Raw genomic sequence first — 16,763 nt, 5'->3', positions numbered from 1 at the left:
TGTTGGGATACGTAATGACGGTCTTTAAGACAGATTGCAGGGAAATGTTGCGGAGTAACGGCAATGCTGAATAATCCCGATATGACCCCGGATATGACGCCGGAAGAATTCGTGATGATTCGCGATTTCATTCATCAGCGGTGCGGCATCTATTTCGCCGAGAGCAAAATGTATTTGCTCAAGAACCGTTTGATCACGCGTATGTCCGAGTTGAATATCAAGACTTATCGTGATTATTTCTACGCCGTTAAGTATGACTCGTCTAATACCGAGTTCGGTCAGTTGATCAATTTGGTGACGACCAACGAGACCTATTTCTTCCGTAACGAACCCCAACTTCGCTCGTTCTCAGAAGAGCTGCTGCCGCAATTGGTAAAACAAGCTGAAGGTAGTCGCTTTAAGCGACCGATTAAAATATGGTCGGCCGGTTGTTCTACGGGTGAAGAACCATATACGCTGGCGATGCTTATTCTGGACAAACTCGGCCCCAGGAACAACCTGCAGTTCGAAATAATTGCCAATGATATTTCCGAACAGGTTCTCAAGAAAGCCCGAGTGGGGGAATATACCGGTCAGACTTTACGTTATGTCAAGCCCAATGTGTTGGCAAAGCATTTCACTCGCAAGGAAAACAGTGAAGTGTATCTGATCAAGCCCGAGGTGCGCTCGATGGTCAGATTCTCGCATATCAATCTCGCCGACCAGCGTCAGGTTGCCAGGCATTCCGATATCGATATTATCTTCTGTCGGAATGTGATGATCTATTTCTCGGATCAGATGAAAAGTCAAATCGTCAGAGGCTTTTACAATTCATTACGCCCCGGCGGTCATTTCTATATAGGCCATTCGGAGACCTTACACGGTTTGACGAAGGCATTCAAGCTGGTCTATCTGAAAAACTCGTTGGTTTACCACAAAGAAAACCTGAAGGTCGAAAATCGTTCCAATGGTTTGAGAGGCATGAATACGACAACCTCGATCGGGACAACCAGCGGAGCCTCTCGCGCCTTGGACCTCTTGAGTAAAGTCAAGCCGGTAACAGCAGGAACAAAATGAACAACGCAGATACAGGACGAAATGCGATGTCACAGACAATCATGATTGTCGATGACTCTCCTACTTTGGTGAAGTTCGTAGCGTTTTCGCTCAAACAAAGTGGGTACGAGGTTATCACTGCCTGTGATGGAATGGATGCGGTCGAGAAGCTCTCGAATCAGGGGGGGCGGGTTGATCTCGTCATAACCGATCTCAATATGCCGAACCTTGACGGCTACGGCCTAATCTCCACTCTTCGCGCCAATGAAATGCATCGGGAAACACCGATTATCATTCTCAGTTCGGAATCCGAGGACTCGGATATCGATCGCGGCATGGAAGTCGGAGCGACATCTTATCTGGTCAAACCATTCAAGAGCTCGTTGCTCCTGGAGGAAGTGTCCAAATTCCTGAAGCAGGCAGATGAAGCACAATAGGAGGTATGGTGCACGATATAAAAATACTAGCCGTGGATGACAGCCCGACGATGCGGCGCATAATTATCAACACGCTCAGACGAGCCGGCTACAACGATATCAAAGAAGCCACCGACGGCAAGGATGCCCTGGCCAAGATGAAGATAGATAATTACGATTTTATTATTACCGACTGGAATATGCCGGAAATGGACGGCCTGACTTTTGTTCATACGCTTCGTGCAACCGAAGAGTATAAAACCTTGCCGATCCTGATGGTGACGACGCGTTCGGTCAAGGATGACATCGTGCAGGCCCTGAAAGCCGGAGTGAACAACTATATCGTAAAACCGTTCACGCCGGATACCCTGAAACAAAAAATAGAGCAGATCCTGGCCGACTGAGGCTTAGGGCAGGTAAGGAGATAAAGATGTCGGATTCCAGTAATCTGCAGAACCAGATACAAAACGAGGTGTTCGAACTGGCCAAGTCGATTAACAACGTGGTTGGTCAGTTTCGTGATATCCAGCGACCGTTGGCTGAAAGTCAGGCCAAAGTCCCCAAAGCAACCAGACAACTGGACAAGATCAACGAACAGACGGAAGCCGCGACCCAGCGAATGTTGGATATGATCGAACAGATTCAAGCACGCGAAGAGGCTACGATCGATGGGCTAAGTCATTTGAGACCACAGATCGAAGGAAAAGATATGACCCATTTCCGAGATCTGATTGACAGACTCATCGAACATGCCAATCATAATCTCGATGATACTTACACGTTGGTCGACAACCTCCAGTTTCAGGATATTACCGCTCAACAAATGAACCATGCCGCCTGGTTGCTTGAAGATATCGAGAACAAGTTGCGCCGTATTCTAACGGTGATGCAGGGTTACGATGACCAGGGTGAGGATAATGATCGCCACCGCGAACGAGTGTTCGATCCCAATGCCGATCTGGTGACCAAGCGCACCGCACAGGAGGATATCGACAACCTGTTCTCACCCAAGGACGAATCGTAGCGCCGGGACAGCGGGCGTATGGGAAACAATACCGATCTTGACATGGAGCAAATGCAGGAAATTATCGGTGATTTCCTGATCGAAGCGGATGAATTGGCCGAAACGCTGGACAGCAGGTTCGTTGACCTCGAAGCATCACCCGATAATCCCGATCTGCTTAACGAGATATTCCGCGCAGTTCATACTATCAAAGGCACTTCCAGTTTTCTTGGTCTTGAAGCCGTTACCGGGCTAACCCACAAAATGGAAGATGTTCTGAATCGGTTGCGCAAGCATAGCCTGAGTCTTACTCCCATAATAATGGATACTCTGCTTGAAGGGCTTGATTTACTTAAGGTCACGCTCGATTCGATAAGAGACGAATCGCTTTCTCCTCCTGACCAGGATAATATCCTGAAACGTCTGGATGCGATTTACCAGAGCGAAAGATCGGAGCCCGATCCGGTCGAACCGAATGACGCGGCAGTTGCCGAAACGGTCCAATCCGAATCGGATGTAGAAGAAGCCAGGCAGTCGAAAGAAGAAACAGCCGGGCGCAGTAAATCTGCCGATCATACCATACGGGTGGATGTCGATCGTCTGGATCATCTGATAAACCTGATCGGAGAACTGGTTCTCGGACGAAACAGCCTGGTACAGAGCGTTTCACAGGCTTCGGTTGAGATGCCAAATCAACATCGTCTCGAAGCCGTAGGGCAAGCCTCGACCACAGTCAGTTTCCTGACTACTGAAATACAGATGGCGGTCATGAAGATGCGTATGTTGCCGATCGGTCGGGTATTCGCTCGTTTCCCGCGCCAGGTGCGTGACCTTTCAAGGGAAGTCGGAAAGCAAATCGATCTTCATATCTCGGGACAGGAGACGGAGCTGGATAAAACCGTCATCGAGGAAATCAGTGATCCGCTGATGCATGTCATTCGTAATGCCTGCGATCATGGTATCGAATCACCCGAGATGCGCTTGAAGCATGGGAAATCCGAAGTCGGGAATATCTGGCTCGATGCCCGACAAGAAGGTTCCAACATCGTCGTGACCGTGCGAGATGACGGGCGGGGGATAAATCACGAGGCGGTACGTCTGAAAGCGATAGAGCGCGGTATGATCGATCCGATCGAGTCGGAGAAACTCACCGAGCGACAGGTATTCGATTTCGTGTTTCAAGCGGGATTCTCTACCGCCAGAGCCGTCACCGGGATATCCGGACGAGGGGTAGGGATGGATGTGGTGCGGACCAATATCGAGAAGCTGAACGGGATTATCGAGCTTCAGTCAGAGCCGTTCGTGGGAACCACGATGACAATAAAACTGCCGCTGACACTGGCGATTATCAGGGGATTGCTGGTGGAGACTGACGGGGAAGTGTATGTATTGCCGCTGGCATCGGTGATTGAAACGATCCGGATGGAAGCATCCGCCGTGCACCAGATGAACCGTCGACCGGTATTGAGGCTTCGCGATGAAGTAATCCCGATTGTCAACCTCGCCTCGGTTTACGGCAAAGTATCTTCAAACAACGTACTCACTGAGAAGCCGTATGTGGTAGTGGTCGGATTAGCCGATAAAAAGATGGGAATTATGATAGACCGCTTTCAGGGACAGGAAGAGGTCGTAATCAAGTCGATGGGTGATCTCATCGGGAATGACTCCGGGATAACCGGCGCCACCATTATGGGGGATGGCCGAGTTCGCTTGATCGTTGATTTGGTGGGGCTGTTCAATCTCGTTAAAAAGCAAACCTCACACGTTCCAGCCTGAAAACATGCAACAAACAGCCGGACAAGTAAGTGTTCTCGTAGTCGATGACTCCGCTTTCATGCGGAAGGCCTTAACGATAATGCTGGAATCCGATCCGGCGATTAAGGTGATCGGCACGGCCCGTGACGGGGAAGAGGCAGTGGAGAAAACCAAACGTCTGAAGCCTGACCTGGTCACGATGGATGTGGAGATGCCACGCATGGACGGTATCGCCGCTCTTCGACAAATCATGCAACACAATCCTACTCCGGTATTAATGGTTTCTTCCATGACTACGGAAGGCGCCGGCGCCACCCTGGATGCCCTGGCGATGGGGGCAATAGACTATATTGCTAAAGGGCAGTCGTTTGTCAGCATTGACATTGTCAAAATTAAGGATGAATTACTGGCCAAAATTAAGGATATCGGCCGTCGTAAAAGCCTCCTGATGGCAATGTATCGCAGTCGTCAGATACTGCAATTGAAGAAAGCACACGACGAGTCGGCAAAACTGATTTCAGGACAAGCGGCAGCGCCGGAATGGAAACCTCGCAGGAGACACCAGCACCGCTATCATCATATCAACGTGATAGTTATTGGCGCATCTACCGGTGGCCCGCCAGCTCTGGAAGCCGTGATTGCCCGGTTGCCGCGGAATCTTCCGGTGGGAGTAATTGTCGTTCAACACATGCCGGCTGCTTTTTCTCAGCCGCTGGCTGATCGGTTGGACCGGGTTTCAAAGGTAACGGTTCGGCTGGCAATCAGCGGCGATCCGGTAAGTCCGGGAACAGTCCTGATAGCACCCGGTGGTAAGCAGATGGCGCTGGCACGCTCCAGTACGGGGCAACATGTAGTAGTCAGCGATTATCCGCCATCAGCGATCTATAAGCCATGTATTGACAATACCTTAAAGTCGGTAGCCGAGCGCTACGGTAAGTTTACGATGGCCGCTATCCTGACCGGAATGGGGAGTAATGGTCTGGATGGTCTTAAGGATGTCAAAAACAAGGGAGGCATCGTAATAGCACAAAACGAGGCTACCTGCGTGGTTTATGGCATGCCAAAAGCGGCGATCAACGCCGGTCTAGCTGATCATATTGTTCCCATTGATGAGATCGCGGACGAATTACTCTCTTACTTCTGATCAAGTTTTTGTTGATTGCTTTCCCATAAGTGCGCTTCGTGCCCCCTGATAAGAGGTTGGGAAGGTAGATGGACAACACAAAAAAAGTAACGTTAACACGCCCCGAGAACACGGAAGATATTTCCCGTTTTACAGATTCCTATGCTGCTTTCAATCGAGTAATCAACTCACTCCAGCGTCAGTATATTGAACTCAAGGATGAGTTTAGTGCTCAAAACGAGCAGTTGGCACGCGCTAATCAACGCCTGGTGGAATTGAGCGAGCGCAACCTGGTTGCCACGGAGTTTCTGAATGGAATTCTTAACTCGTTGTCGGCCGGTGTGATCGCAGTTGATCGTGACGGTTGTATCACTCATTTTAATCCGGCCGCGGCTGCGATTCTGCAAATAGGACAGGCGGCAGTGCTGGGGAAGTCATACCGCAAGACTATTCCCCTGGGAAATGCCCCCAAAGCCAGCGCCTTACGAGCAACTGAAACGGGTGAGACGGTAGATTCTGTCGAGCGGCAGGTGGTGCTGACGAACGGTCGGTCGGTGCATCTATCGGTTTCAACGACTCTCATGCGTGATGCTGAGGGTCAGTTGTCGGGTGCGGTTGAGGTCCTTCACGACCTGACTCGGGTAAAGCGAATGGAGAGTGAGCTGGCGCGCCTGAATACCCTGGCGGCGCTGGGTGAAATGGCGGCCACGATTGCCCATGAGGTCCGCAATCCTCTAAACGGGATAGCCGGATTTGCGGCGTTGCTCCAGCGGGATCTGGATGAGGAGGATAGCCGTCACAAAACCGCGACCAAGATAGTGAAGGGGGTAGAGACACTGAATAAAACGGTGTCGACCCTTTTAAATTATACACGTTTCGAAGAAATTAATAAGACTTACCTCGATATGCGAAAATTCCTGGTGGATACGGTTGATCGGTATACCGCTGAAAATCGAGGGAAAATCGGTGATGTCAGTTTTGAGGTCGATCGTTCAGTTAATAATGAGTCGTTGTCGTTGCAATTTGATCCCATTCTGATCAAGCAGGCTGTGATTAATCTTCTTCAAAACGCAGTCCAGGCGATCAAAGGGGAAGGCGTTGTGGGTCTGGAAGTCAAACGCTGGTCGGTGATCGAAGCACGCCGTGAGCTAGGTGAGCGGCTGCTGCTTGACAACGACGAAACCGTAGTCGAGGTGATTGTTCACGATTCCGGCCCGGGAATAAAACGCGAATACCGGGAGCGAGTATTCTCGCCCTTTTTCTCGATTAGAAAAGGCGGCAACGGCCTGGGATTGGCCGTTGTCTGGAAAGTTGTCAAAGCTCATGGAGGCGAGGTTTTTGTCGACGACGGACCGTTGGGAGGGGCAGCTTTTCACCTGTTGCTGCCGGCCCGATGCGATTCAGTAAGCATGGAGCAAACTAAATGAAATACTCAGTGTTGGTGGTAGACGACGACAGGCTGGTGCATGACTTCCTCATCGAAACGCTGCAGCGGGCAGATTACGACTGTCGCGGTGTCTATTCCGGGGAAGAGGCCATTGAGGAGTTCGAACAACGCCCGACGGACATAGTCCTGACTGACTATAAAATGGATGGAATGGACGGTCTGGAGGTGATTGAGGCAATCAAGGAGCGTTCTCCCGAAACGGCCGTGGTTATGATGACCGCGTTCGGAACGATCGAGACCGCAGTCAGGGCAATCAAGCTTGGGGCGTATGATTTCCTGCTCAAGCCGGTTATGCCCGAGCCGCTCGAAAATATGATGAATCGCATCACCGAGACACTCACTCTCCGCTCGGAAAATGCCTCGTTGCGTCGTGATTTAGCTTCCAAGTATCAGAATATCGTCGGTAAGTCAAAAGTGATGAAAGAGGTGTTTGACCTGATCGAATCGGTTGCCTCGGCTCGCTCGACGGTTATGATTACCGGTCCTTCCGGTACCGGAAAGGAATTGGTGGCACGGGCGATTCACCAGACCTCCAATCGGTCCGAAGCACCCTTTATCAAGCTTAACTGTGCCGCTTTGCCGGAGAATCTGGTTGAGGCAGAGCTTTTCGGATTTGAAAAGGGAGCTTTTACCGATGCCAAGAAGACGCGTCGAGGTCGTTTTGAACTGGCCGACGGCGGGACATTGTTGCTCGATGAAATCTCCGAGATGCCCTTGAATCTGCAATCCAAGTTGTTGCGCGTTATTCAGGAGCGCGAGTTCGAACGGGTTGGCTCGAGTGAAACGATCCAGGTTGATGTGCGCCTGATTGCCACTTCCAATCGCAACCTCAAAGAGTATATCGCTGCGGGCAAATTCCGTGAGGATCTTTTCTATCGTCTGAACGTAATCCCGATCCATCTTTGTCCGCTCGAAGAGCGAGCTGAGGATATCCCGCTGCTGGTACAGCATTTCATCGATAAATACAACACTGAGAACGACAAGGAGATTCGGGGAATCGAACCGGATGCCCTGCGTTTGTTCATGAGTTACCATTGGCCCGGTAATGTCCGCGAACTGGAAAATCTGGTGGAGCGGGCGGTGGTTACCTCGAAAACCAACATGTTAACCGATGATGACTTCCCGGCCGATCTGGCGCTTGGTCCGATTGCCGATGACGTTCCGGCCCTGAAAGTGCCGATGAAGCTCGAAGAAGGCAGTAAGTATCTGATTCTCAAGACGCTCGAGAAGTATAACGGCAACAAAACACGAGCGGCCGAAGCACTCGGGATTACTACGCGCACTATCCGCAACAAACTGGCGGAATATAATATGAAGGATGCCTTCAAATGACCGTTGCGGTCATCGCATAGAAAACGACCCCGGCTTGTCCGGGGTTTTTTCATGGAATGTGATACGAAAATTCTGTTCGTTTTTTGATCATTTCCGCTTCAAAAAGCTAAAGCCCTGCCGATAACTCCTTACATGAGGCAGAAATCTGCCCAACGTTATGGAACATGTTCGCATTAAGGAACGGATAGCATGGATCTAGCTACGATTCTCGGCATCATCACCGCTATAGGAGCTATTACCGGCGCTTTTGTGCTGGAAGGCGGCTCGCTTGATGCCATCTTTTTAACCGCCCCTATATTAATAGTGGTCGGCGGAACACTCGGGGCGACGACGATCACAACCTCGATGACAGCCGTTCTTAAGATTCCGACTTATCTGAGGATTGCGGCTTTTCGTCGGCGCTTCGATGCCAACCGCACTATCGACCTGATCGTTCATCTGGCCGAGAAAGCCCGTCGCGACGGCATTCTTGGTCTCGAGACGCTAACGCGCGGTATGCGTGACAAGTTTTTCAAAAAAGCGATGCAGTTGGTGATTGACGGCACGGAGGTGACGGCGTTGCGGGAGATTCTCGAAACGGAGATCGCCTATAAAGAAGAACGTCATAAGGTCGGGATCTATTTGTTCAACAAAGCCGGCGGATTTGCCCCCACGATGGGTATCCTCGGAACAGTTCTGGGGCTGGTTCATACCCTGGCCAATGCCACCGAAGCCGACCGCATGGCCGCTTCGATAGCCAGCGCGTTTATTGCCACGCTCTGGGGTGTAGGTCTGGCTAACCTGTTCTTTTTGCCGATTTCAGACAAGCTGAAACTTCGCCATGAAGAAGAAGTGACTCACCTGGAGCTGATAATGGAAGGTGTAATCGCGTTACAGTCCGGTGAAACGCCGAGAAATATCCGCACCAGACTGATCTCGTTCGTGGCTCCGCAAAAACGACGCAACGAGCTGTAAGATGCCCCGACACCGTTCCAAAGCTGATCCCAAAGAAAACCAGGAGCGCTGGCTGCTGACCTATGCCGATATGATCACGTTGTTGCTGGCGTTTTTTATCGTTATGTATTCAATGTCCGCGGTTGACGCCAAGAAATTCGGCAAAATGGCCGAGGCGCTCAACGGCGTTCTGCGGGGCGGCGACAATGTCGTATCCAAATTCGACGAACCGGATCCCAGCAAAGGACACGGCTTGCTTAAGCTGGGCAACCTGCGGATGATTCAGAACAAAATTGAGAAACGTTTCGATAAGCTCGGTCGTGATCAGGAACTCAAGACCGAGATTACCGAACGCGGTCTGGTGGTACATATAATGGAGTCGGCCTTGTTCGAAGAGGGTTCGGCCGATTTGCAAGGGCGGGCTCTCGATATTCTTGATATGGTCGCAGAAGAAATTGTCGATATTCCCAACCATGTCCGGGTGGAGGGGCACACCGACGATCGCGATATCCATACGGTACGGTTTCCGTCGAACTGGGAATTGTCGTCCTCACGCGCGACGGAAGTGGTTAAGTTCTTCATCGAGAACTACGGTATCGATCCCTGGCGCGTATCGGCCCTGGGGTATGGTGAGTACCGACCGATTCGTCCCAACAATTCAATTGAAAATCGAGCGGTTAACCGGCGAGTGGATGTGGTCATTCTTACTATGGAGTTATCCATGAAGGAACCGACCGCAAATATCTATAATCTCGCATCAGGTGAGTAATCTTTTCCCATCGCATTGGAAACAGGAGCCTTCGCAGCGAGCCAATAAACATAGCTCGGGTGCTTTCTGTTGCTCGTAATATCTTGTAAACCAGTATGTTATCGCATTGGGGAAGTGTTTGGCACGGACCTTGCAATAGGTTCGAGCGAGAAAAACTGTGGATGAGTGATTCTGTATGGCTGATAAAATTGCTGATTTCATGTTTCAAAAGTCCGGAGTGAGCAACCTCGGCAAGTTCATGGATGTGGCTTCGTTTCGCCACAAATTGATTAGCGGGAACATTGCCAATGCCTCAACGCCCGGCTATCAGAGTAAGGATATCAACTTTTTTGAGGAGTTCCGCCGTGTAACCGAATCCTCGGATGAGCTAAGTGGAACCATGACTCACGAGAATCACATACCGCTGGGAAATCATGCGAGCAAGGCTCCGGAAGTCAACGAAGCCAAAGTGACCGACGGAGAAATGAACTCAGTCGATGCCGACAAGGAAATCTCCGGTCTGGCTCAGAATGAGTTGATCTACACCGTCGGAGCGCGTTTGCTCAAGGATAAATTCGATAGCCTTAGGAAGGCAATCGAGACACCGTAGACTGGGTATAGGTTATGTCGGGAATACTTGGAGCGATTGAAATCTCATCGCAGGGCCTTTCGGTTCAGCGCAAAAAGATGAACGTGGTGGCCGAAAATATGGCCAACGCGGAAACGACGCGAACGCCCGAAGGTGGTCCCTACCGTCGCCAAAGGGTGGTAGTGGAACAGGATGAGGTTAAGGGTACTTTCAATTCAATGCTCAACACCGCTTCAGTCAAACTGGCGCGTACTTCCGACCGCCACATGACCAGTCATGGCTATCGTTCAACCGATGGCGTGGATTTGCCTACAGTCGAGGGAGACGCGGTCGTCGACCCCGATGCAAAATTCAGACTGGTCTATGATCCGTCGCATCCGGACGCCGATGAGGACGGCTACGTTCAGATGCCGGATGTCGAAATCGTAACCGAGATGGTGGACATGATGGCCGCCTCAAGGGCTTATGAAGCCAATACGGTAGCGATTTCGGCGGCGAAGAATATGGCAAAAGATGCTTTGGATATCTAATAGGAATAGGACAGAAAGATGAAGATCAACCCTCTTGGCATTCAGTCTTACCAGGAACTGATACGCCGGGATAATCCGGCGGCCCAGCAGCAGCAGACGGCAACGGAGACAACGCAAACGACCGACAAGGTTGCGATCGATGCGTCGGACTCCACCGGCAGTTCTCGCATAGCTGTAAAGGCTGAAAAAGGTTCCTATGATGAGTTCCTTTCGGTCGAAGAGCGCCAGGCGCTCGATTTGCTCTTCTCGCGATTCCGCGGGCATGAGCGTTTTGTGACCGAGACGGCCGATGATTCCGGCGCTTCCAATAGTGTAGGCGCCTGGATTGACGTAAAGGCCTAACCATGAAACCGGGCGCAATCAATATCAACCGGGTCGTTCCCGGTCTGATCGAGAAATTAAACCCGACGCAGAAGACCGGCAGCGGTTCCGAGATAACGGACGGCGGCGGCTTCGCCAAAGAATTGTCGAAGCTGATCGATTCGGTCAACGATCTGCAAATGGATTCCAACAAGATGCAGGAAGCGTTCTTGAACGGGGATCCGGTAGAGCTGCATCAGGTGATGATCAAGGCCGAGGAAGCGGGAGTAGCCATGGAGCTGCTTCTGGAAATTCGGGATAAATTGGTTAGCGCATATAACGAACTGTCGCAAATGCCGATGTAGGCTAGCGGCTGGTTTTAGCGGCCATGGACAGGTCGCTGATCGGGAATAAATAGGATTTGGTATGGAAGGGACTAAAAAACTTCTTAAGAACTTAACCGATTTTGTCGGGCGATTGTCCGCCAGTCAGGTAATGATGCTATTGGGTGTTATTGCCGGGACGCTGGTAGGTGTGGTTTTTCTGGTAGGCTGGTTGAATACCGTGACCTATACCCGCCTGTACTCCGATCTGGACGAACAGGAAGCGGGAGAAATCGCCGCCTGGCTTAACGACAACAAGATCGAGTATCAGTTGACGAACGGAGGACGCACGATTGAGGTGCCTTCGTCCGATGTCTACAAGACTCGTATCGCATTGGCAACCGAAGGGCTCCCGCGCAACGGTTCGATGGGTTATTCGATCTTTGACAAGAACAACCTCGGCATGACCGACTTTCTGCAAAACCTGAATTTTCGCAGGGCCTTGGAGGGCGAGTTAACCAAGACGATCATGCAGTTGGATGAGGTTCAAGCGGCCCGGGTGCATATCGTGATGCCCAAGGAACGGTTGTTCCGTGAGGATCAAAAGGCGGCGACCGCTTCCGTGGTGCTCAAACTGAAAAGCCCCGGCGGAATAACCAAACACCAGGTAGCGGGGATTTCACATCTGGTAGCATCATCGGTTGAGGGACTGACACCGGATAATATCACTATCGTTGATTACGGTGGTAATATGCTTTCGTCAGGAACCGATTCCGATCCGGTGGTCGGGCTCAGCGCCTCGCAGTTGGAGCTGACTCAGGAAGTGGAGAAGCACCTGGCCAGCAAAGCCCAGTCGATGCTTGACGAGGTGCTCGGTACGGGCAAGTCGGTGGTGCGAATCGCGGCCGAGTTGAATTTCAAGCAACTCGAACGAACCTCGGAGTTGTTCGATGCGAACAACCCGTCAGTACGGTCGGAAGAACGCACCAAGACCAGCAGCGCCGATTCCGACAAAGCCCCCGAGGATCAGGAAAGTTCTTCGGAGGACGAGTCGGAAACGACCATTACCAATTACGAGTTGAACAAAACGGTTGAGCATGTCATCGACGCGATGGGAACGCTAGACCGGATGTCCATCGCGGTTTTGGTCGACGGTGTCTATACGCCGGCTGCGGATGAAAGCGGAGAAATGGTTTACCAGCCGCGTTCGCCCGAGGAACTGGATCGACTGCAATCGATCGTTAAGAATGCGGTGGGATTCAGCCAGGAACGTAATGACCAGATCGAAATGGTCAACATCGCTTTCGACCGTCAAAATCTGGATCAAGACCGTCAGGCGCTCGATTCGATGTACACCCGCGAGTTCTATTACGACATTGCCCGCAAGGTAGGTTATTTCTTGTTGCTGGCCATCGCTCTTCTTTGGGCGAGGAAGAAGCTCAAGAAATTCTGGGCCGGTATCGGTCGTATTGCCAATCAGGCGCCGCGAACGATAGTTTCGCCGGAACCGTCAGCCGAGCAGACCGAAGCGGAATCGATAGAAGACAAATTCGATATGAGAAAACGGCAGCCGAGATTGGTCGACCGTATGCAGGAAGCGGCCAAGGAGCAGCCTGAGGAAATAGCCCGAGTCATCAAGACCATGATGGCCGACTGAGGAGATTTGATTCATGAACTATGAAGACATGACAAGTCTGCAAAAGGCGGCGGTTGCCCTGGTGGCGTTTGGATCGGAAGTCTCGGCGCTGGTGCTTCAGGGTATGCCGGAAGCCGACCTGGAACAGATCACGGTTGAAATCGCCAATCTGCGCGATGTCCCGCCCGAGATCGAAGAGAAGGTGATGGAAGAATGTCATCAGATCTTCATGGCTCGGCAGTACATTTCTCAGGGTGGTGTCGATTTCGCCCAGTCGATTCTGGAGAAGGCGGTAGGGATGAACAAGGCGCAGGAGATCATGAAGCGCCTTGAGTCATCGATCACCACGACCGGATTCTCATTACTGAAGGACATCGATGCCAAGCAGTTGACCGGTTTCCTGCAAAACGAGCATCCGCAAACCATTTCGCTTATCATCACGCAACTGAATCCTCAACATGCGGCGGCGGTTCTTTCCGAATTAAGTCCTGAGTTGCAGTCGGAAGTTGCCCTGAGAGTGGCGACTATGGAAAAGATCGCTCCGGAGATTCTACGCGAGATAGAACAAACCCTGGAAGGACATTTCGAACGCACCGGAACCGGAGAAATGTCGATCTCCGGCGGCGCCAAGGCTATTGCCGAAATCCTCAATCTGATCGACAGCTCCGCAGAAAAGAACATTCTCCAGTCGCTCGAAGCGGAAGACCCCGATCTGGCGGCTGAGATCAAAAATATGATGTTCGTCTTTGACGATATCGTTCTTCTCGATGACCGCTCCGTCCAGCGTCTGCTTAAGGAGGTTGAGACCAAGGATCTGTCACTGGCGCTCAAGGCGGCCAGCGAAGAGGTCCGCGACAAGATCTTCAGCAACGTTTCCGAACGTGTGTCGGTCATGATCAAGGAAGAGATGGAGTTCATGGGGCCGACGCGTCTGTCCGATGTCGAAGCGGCCCAGGGAAGAATTGTCGAAGCCGTCAGGCGACTCGAAGAAGAAGGCCAGATTATCATCTCCGGCCGCGGCGGCAAAGAGGATATCATTGTCTAGAGTACTGCGTCATGTTATCGAAGCGCAGAGCAGCGTTTCGATCGGTGAGAGTCAGATCAATCTCTCGCGTCAGGATAAGGCGGAGCAACAGCTTCGCCACATCCTGCCGGAGATCGAAGTGCTCACCGATATTCACGGAGCCAAGTTGATCCCGATCCAGGAGATCGAACGGATCAGTCGTTTTATCGACAGTGAACGAGATGGAGCCTTCCGTAGAGGACGTGAGGAAGGGTATCAGGACGGTTACAGCCGCGGTAAGAGTGAGGGACTGACCAAATCCGGTGAAGTGGTGCAGAATTTCGAAGCAGCGATCAAAGCTGCCGTGAATCAACGCGAAAGTATGCTCCAACAAGCCAAGCAGAAGATTTTCGATCTGGTAATTCAAATCAGCCGCAAAGTGACGTTCGAAGCCGTGGAAGTCGATCCCGAAACCACTATCGGGATGATATCCGGAGTGATCGACACTCTTATCGATCGCAGCCGTCTCAAAATCAAAGTCAATCCCGACCATCTGCCGCTGGTGGAACAGCATCTGAACGAATTCCTCAAGGGGAATGCAACAATTAAGGAAATTACCTTCCAGGCTGATCCGCGTGTGAAGTTCGGCGGTTGTTTCATCGAAACACCTACCGGCGACGTGGATGCACGGCTTGAATCGCAGATGGATGTAATCGAAGAAGTAATTAGCCGAAGCGAGTCGGAACAATGATCGATGTCGCCTATGACATGTATTCCGAGCGAATCGCCAATACTCGCACGGTCAAGCATTTCGGTAAGGTTACGCAGGTGATTGGGCTGGTAATCGAGTCGGCGGGACCGGCGGTTTCGATAGGCCGGCTGTGCCAGATAGAAAACTACGATTCCGATACGCGGGTGCTGGCTGAAGTGGTCGGTTTTCGTGATGATCGCATTTTGCTGATGCCGTTAGGGCCGATTTCCGGCATCAGTCCGGGAGCCATCGTTACCTCAACTTTCGAACAACTGCGCCTGCCGGTAGGGAAGGAGTTGATCGGGCGCATTCTAGGCGGGCTCGGTCAGCCGATTGACGGGCACGGACCGATTGCCACGACAGCGACTCGACCGATCAACGGCCGTCCGATTTCACCGTTGAAACGTCGCCGTATCGCAGAACCGGTCAGGACAGGTATCAGGGTGATTGATCTGACCTGTACAGTGGGGAAGGGTCAGCGTATGGGAATCTTCTCCGGCAGCGGTGTGGGTAAATCGGTCACACTGGGGATGATAGCCCGGGGTTCGAGCGCCGATGTCAACGTGGTAGCTTTAATCGGTGAGCGCGGTCGTGAGGTGCGCGAGTTTATCGAGCGTGACCTGGGGCCCGAAGGAATGAAAAATACGGTGGTAGTCGCGGTAACCTCGGATGAACCGGCCCTGATAAGAATCAAGGGGGCCATGCTGGCGACTACGATAGCGGAATACTTCCGTGATCTGGGAATGGACGTCATGTTGATGATGGATTCCCTGACGCGAATCGCCATGGCGCAACGCGAAATCGGCATTGCGATTGGTGAACCGCCAACGACCAAGGGGTATACACCCTCGGTGTTTGCGCTCCTGCCGAACCTTCTGGAACGAGCCGGCTTGAACGACAAGGGCTCGATCACCGGTCTTTATACGGTGTTGGTGGAAGGAGATGATTTCAACGAACCGATCTCCGATGCCGTCCGCTCGATTCTCGATGGCCATGTTGCTCTTTCGCGTCGTCTGGCTTCGTTGAATCAGTATCCGGCGGTGGATGTCCTGGATTCTATCTCACGATTGATGAAGGATATCAGTAAGCCGGAAGAAGCTGCCCTGGCGGCTGAAGCACGCGAGATAATGTCGGTTTATCGCGAGGCTGAAGACCTGATCAATATCGGAGCCTACGCCAAAGGATCAAACCCACGGATAGATCGAGCGATCACCAAAATGGATGAGTTGAACGGATTGTTTCGACAGGCGATCATGGAAGAGGTTGACCACGAGGAATCTGTCAAGCGGCTGGGAGAAATCCTGGTCGATGGAAAGAGTAAGTAAATGAAGAAGTTCAAATATCGCTTGGAAGCCTTGCTGAAAGTAAAAGAGCATCTCGAACGGGAACGTCAGAAGGATCATGGTGAGGCGGTTCGAAAAGTCATGCGCCAGCGGGATCAGTTGACCGATATCGAAAAGAAGCGGCTGACAACCTACGATGAACAGCGTGATGTCCTGATTGGCAAGATGTCAGTAGCGGAAATGCTGGTTTATTCCAGGTATTTGATGAAACTCAAGCGCGATCAACTCGTGGGAAAACAGCTTCTGCAGGCACTCGATCATGAAGCAGAAGAAAAACGGATGAAACTGGTAGAAGCCTCGCGTGAAAAGAAGGTGTTCGAAAAACTCAAGGAGCGCCAGCAGAAGAAGTTCAACAAGGAAGTCCATCGACTTGAGACGAAAGAAGACGACGAAACCGCGGTAGTGAGTTTCCGGCGTAAAGAATAAGTTCTCTGACCCAGTCCTATTCCCACAATAGAAACGGCTCGTCTTGTGACGAGCCGTTTCATGTATTTGT

Annotated in this window: 19 protein-coding genes; all 19 read left to right on the top strand. The window is 51.6% G+C overall.

Annotated elements, in window-relative coordinates; genetic code table 11:
* Window positions 1-63 precede the first annotated feature (63 nt).
* The 19 genes from PLF13_06580 to fliJ all read left to right on the top strand — a co-directional run bounded on the left by PLF13_06580 (window position 64) and on the right by fliJ (window position 16,693).
* Window positions 64-1,056 (top strand): protein-glutamate O-methyltransferase CheR, encoded by a 993-nt coding sequence (locus tag PLF13_06580; protein HOP06941.1) that lies wholly within the window; start codon window positions 64-66, stop codon window positions 1,054-1,056.
* Between the two features lie 26 nt (window positions 1,057-1,082).
* Complete coding sequence (locus PLF13_06575; GenBank protein HOP06940.1) at window positions 1,083-1,472, top strand: response regulator; 390 nt, start codon at window positions 1,083-1,085, stop codon at window positions 1,470-1,472.
* A gap of 5 nt (window positions 1,473-1,477) precedes the next feature.
* Window positions 1,478-1,855 (top strand): chemotaxis response regulator CheY, encoded by a 378-nt coding sequence (locus tag PLF13_06570; GenBank protein HOP06939.1) that lies wholly within the window; start codon window positions 1,478-1,480, stop codon window positions 1,853-1,855.
* A gap of 26 nt (window positions 1,856-1,881) precedes the next feature.
* Window positions 1,882-2,475 (top strand): protein phosphatase CheZ, encoded by a 594-nt coding sequence (locus tag PLF13_06565; protein HOP06938.1) that lies wholly within the window; start codon window positions 1,882-1,884, stop codon window positions 2,473-2,475.
* An 18-nt stretch (window positions 2,476-2,493) separates the two neighbouring features.
* Complete coding sequence (locus tag PLF13_06560; protein ID HOP06937.1) at window positions 2,494-4,230, top strand: chemotaxis protein CheA; 1,737 nt, start codon at window positions 2,494-2,496, stop codon at window positions 4,228-4,230.
* Between the two features lie 4 nt (window positions 4,231-4,234).
* Complete coding sequence (locus PLF13_06555; GenBank protein ID HOP06936.1) at window positions 4,235-5,353, top strand: chemotaxis response regulator protein-glutamate methylesterase; 1,119 nt, start codon at window positions 4,235-4,237, stop codon at window positions 5,351-5,353.
* 68 nt (window positions 5,354-5,421) lie between these two features.
* Entirely contained in the window at window positions 5,422-6,759 is a 1,338-nt protein-coding gene (locus PLF13_06550) for a PAS domain-containing protein (protein ID HOP06935.1), read from the top strand.
* Window positions 6,756-8,111, top strand: coding sequence for a sigma-54 dependent transcriptional regulator (locus PLF13_06545; protein ID HOP06934.1), 1,356 nt, complete (start codon window positions 6,756-6,758; stop codon window positions 8,109-8,111). Before PLF13_06550 ends, PLF13_06545 begins: the two co-directional genes overlap by 4 nt.
* Before the next feature lie 189 nt (window positions 8,112-8,300).
* A complete protein-coding gene (locus PLF13_06540; protein HOP06933.1) occupies window positions 8,301-9,065 on the top strand; it encodes a MotA/TolQ/ExbB proton channel family protein in 765 nt (254 codons plus the stop codon).
* A 1-nt stretch (window position 9,066) separates the two neighbouring features.
* On the top strand, window positions 9,067-9,813 hold the full coding sequence (locus PLF13_06535) for a flagellar motor protein MotB (GenBank protein HOP06932.1): 747 nt from the start codon (window positions 9,067-9,069) through the stop codon (window positions 9,811-9,813).
* A 175-nt stretch (window positions 9,814-9,988) separates the two neighbouring features.
* Window positions 9,989-10,402, top strand: coding sequence for a flagellar basal body rod protein FlgB (gene flgB / locus PLF13_06530; GenBank protein ID HOP06931.1), 414 nt, complete (start codon window positions 9,989-9,991; stop codon window positions 10,400-10,402).
* A gap of 14 nt (window positions 10,403-10,416) precedes the next feature.
* Window positions 10,417-10,911, top strand: coding sequence for a flagellar basal body rod protein FlgC (gene flgC, locus PLF13_06525; GenBank protein HOP06930.1), 495 nt, complete (start codon window positions 10,417-10,419; stop codon window positions 10,909-10,911).
* A gap of 18 nt (window positions 10,912-10,929) precedes the next feature.
* Complete coding sequence (locus PLF13_06520) at window positions 10,930-11,253, top strand: hypothetical protein (protein ID HOP06929.1); 324 nt, start codon at window positions 10,930-10,932, stop codon at window positions 11,251-11,253.
* Window positions 11,254-11,255: 2 nt separating this feature from the next.
* A complete protein-coding gene (gene fliE / locus PLF13_06515) occupies window positions 11,256-11,576 on the top strand; it encodes a flagellar hook-basal body complex protein FliE (protein ID HOP06928.1) in 321 nt (106 codons plus the stop codon).
* Between the two features lie 61 nt (window positions 11,577-11,637).
* Window positions 11,638-13,191, top strand: a complete 1,554-nt coding sequence (gene fliF, locus PLF13_06510) for a flagellar basal-body MS-ring/collar protein FliF (protein HOP06927.1) — start codon at window positions 11,638-11,640, stop codon at window positions 13,189-13,191.
* Between the two features lie 13 nt (window positions 13,192-13,204).
* Complete coding sequence (fliG, locus tag PLF13_06505) at window positions 13,205-14,215, top strand: flagellar motor switch protein FliG (protein ID HOP06926.1); 1,011 nt, start codon at window positions 13,205-13,207, stop codon at window positions 14,213-14,215.
* Window positions 14,208-14,924, top strand: coding sequence for a FliH/SctL family protein (locus PLF13_06500; protein ID HOP06925.1), 717 nt, complete (start codon window positions 14,208-14,210; stop codon window positions 14,922-14,924). Before fliG ends, PLF13_06500 begins: the two co-directional genes overlap by 8 nt.
* Entirely contained in the window at window positions 14,921-16,249 is a 1,329-nt protein-coding gene (locus PLF13_06495) for a FliI/YscN family ATPase (protein ID HOP06924.1), read from the top strand. Before PLF13_06500 ends, PLF13_06495 begins: the two co-directional genes overlap by 4 nt.
* Entirely contained in the window at window positions 16,250-16,693 is a 444-nt protein-coding gene (fliJ, locus tag PLF13_06490; protein ID HOP06923.1) for a flagellar export protein FliJ, read from the top strand.
* Window positions 16,694-16,763 lie beyond the last annotated feature (70 nt).

It is taken from the genome of Candidatus Zixiibacteriota bacterium (assembly GCA_035380245.1).
In the GTDB taxonomy this organism is placed as follows: domain Bacteria; phylum Zixibacteria; class MSB-5A5; order GN15; family FEB-12; genus DAOSXA01.
This window is presented reverse-complemented; position numbering and strand designations above follow the sequence as displayed.

Coding starts and splice junctions, on each gene's coding strand:
- PLF13_06580 (HOP06941.1), top strand. CDS start 64: ATGCTGAATAATCCCGATATGACCCCGGATATGACGCCGGAAGAATTC.
- PLF13_06575 (HOP06940.1), top strand. CDS start 1,083: ATGTCACAGACAATCATGATTGTCGATGACTCTCCTACTTTGGTGAAG.
- PLF13_06570 (HOP06939.1), top strand. CDS start 1,478: ATGGTGCACGATATAAAAATACTAGCCGTGGATGACAGCCCGACGATG.
- PLF13_06565 (HOP06938.1), top strand. CDS start 1,882: ATGTCGGATTCCAGTAATCTGCAGAACCAGATACAAAACGAGGTGTTC.
- PLF13_06560 (HOP06937.1), top strand. CDS start 2,494: ATGGGAAACAATACCGATCTTGACATGGAGCAAATGCAGGAAATTATC.
- PLF13_06555 (HOP06936.1), top strand. CDS start 4,235: ATGCAACAAACAGCCGGACAAGTAAGTGTTCTCGTAGTCGATGACTCC.
- PLF13_06550 (HOP06935.1), top strand. CDS start 5,422: ATGGACAACACAAAAAAAGTAACGTTAACACGCCCCGAGAACACGGAA.
- PLF13_06545 (HOP06934.1), top strand. CDS start 6,756: ATGAAATACTCAGTGTTGGTGGTAGACGACGACAGGCTGGTGCATGAC.
- PLF13_06540 (HOP06933.1), top strand. CDS start 8,301: ATGGATCTAGCTACGATTCTCGGCATCATCACCGCTATAGGAGCTATT.
- PLF13_06535 (HOP06932.1), top strand. CDS start 9,067: ATGCCCCGACACCGTTCCAAAGCTGATCCCAAAGAAAACCAGGAGCGC.
- flgB (HOP06931.1), top strand. CDS start 9,989: ATGGCTGATAAAATTGCTGATTTCATGTTTCAAAAGTCCGGAGTGAGC.
- flgC (HOP06930.1), top strand. CDS start 10,417: ATGTCGGGAATACTTGGAGCGATTGAAATCTCATCGCAGGGCCTTTCG.
- PLF13_06520 (HOP06929.1), top strand. CDS start 10,930: ATGAAGATCAACCCTCTTGGCATTCAGTCTTACCAGGAACTGATACGC.
- fliE (HOP06928.1), top strand. CDS start 11,256: ATGAAACCGGGCGCAATCAATATCAACCGGGTCGTTCCCGGTCTGATC.
- fliF (HOP06927.1), top strand. CDS start 11,638: ATGGAAGGGACTAAAAAACTTCTTAAGAACTTAACCGATTTTGTCGGG.
- fliG (HOP06926.1), top strand. CDS start 13,205: ATGAACTATGAAGACATGACAAGTCTGCAAAAGGCGGCGGTTGCCCTG.
- PLF13_06495 (HOP06924.1), top strand. CDS start 14,921: ATGATCGATGTCGCCTATGACATGTATTCCGAGCGAATCGCCAATACT.
- fliJ (HOP06923.1), top strand. CDS start 16,250: ATGAAGAAGTTCAAATATCGCTTGGAAGCCTTGCTGAAAGTAAAAGAG.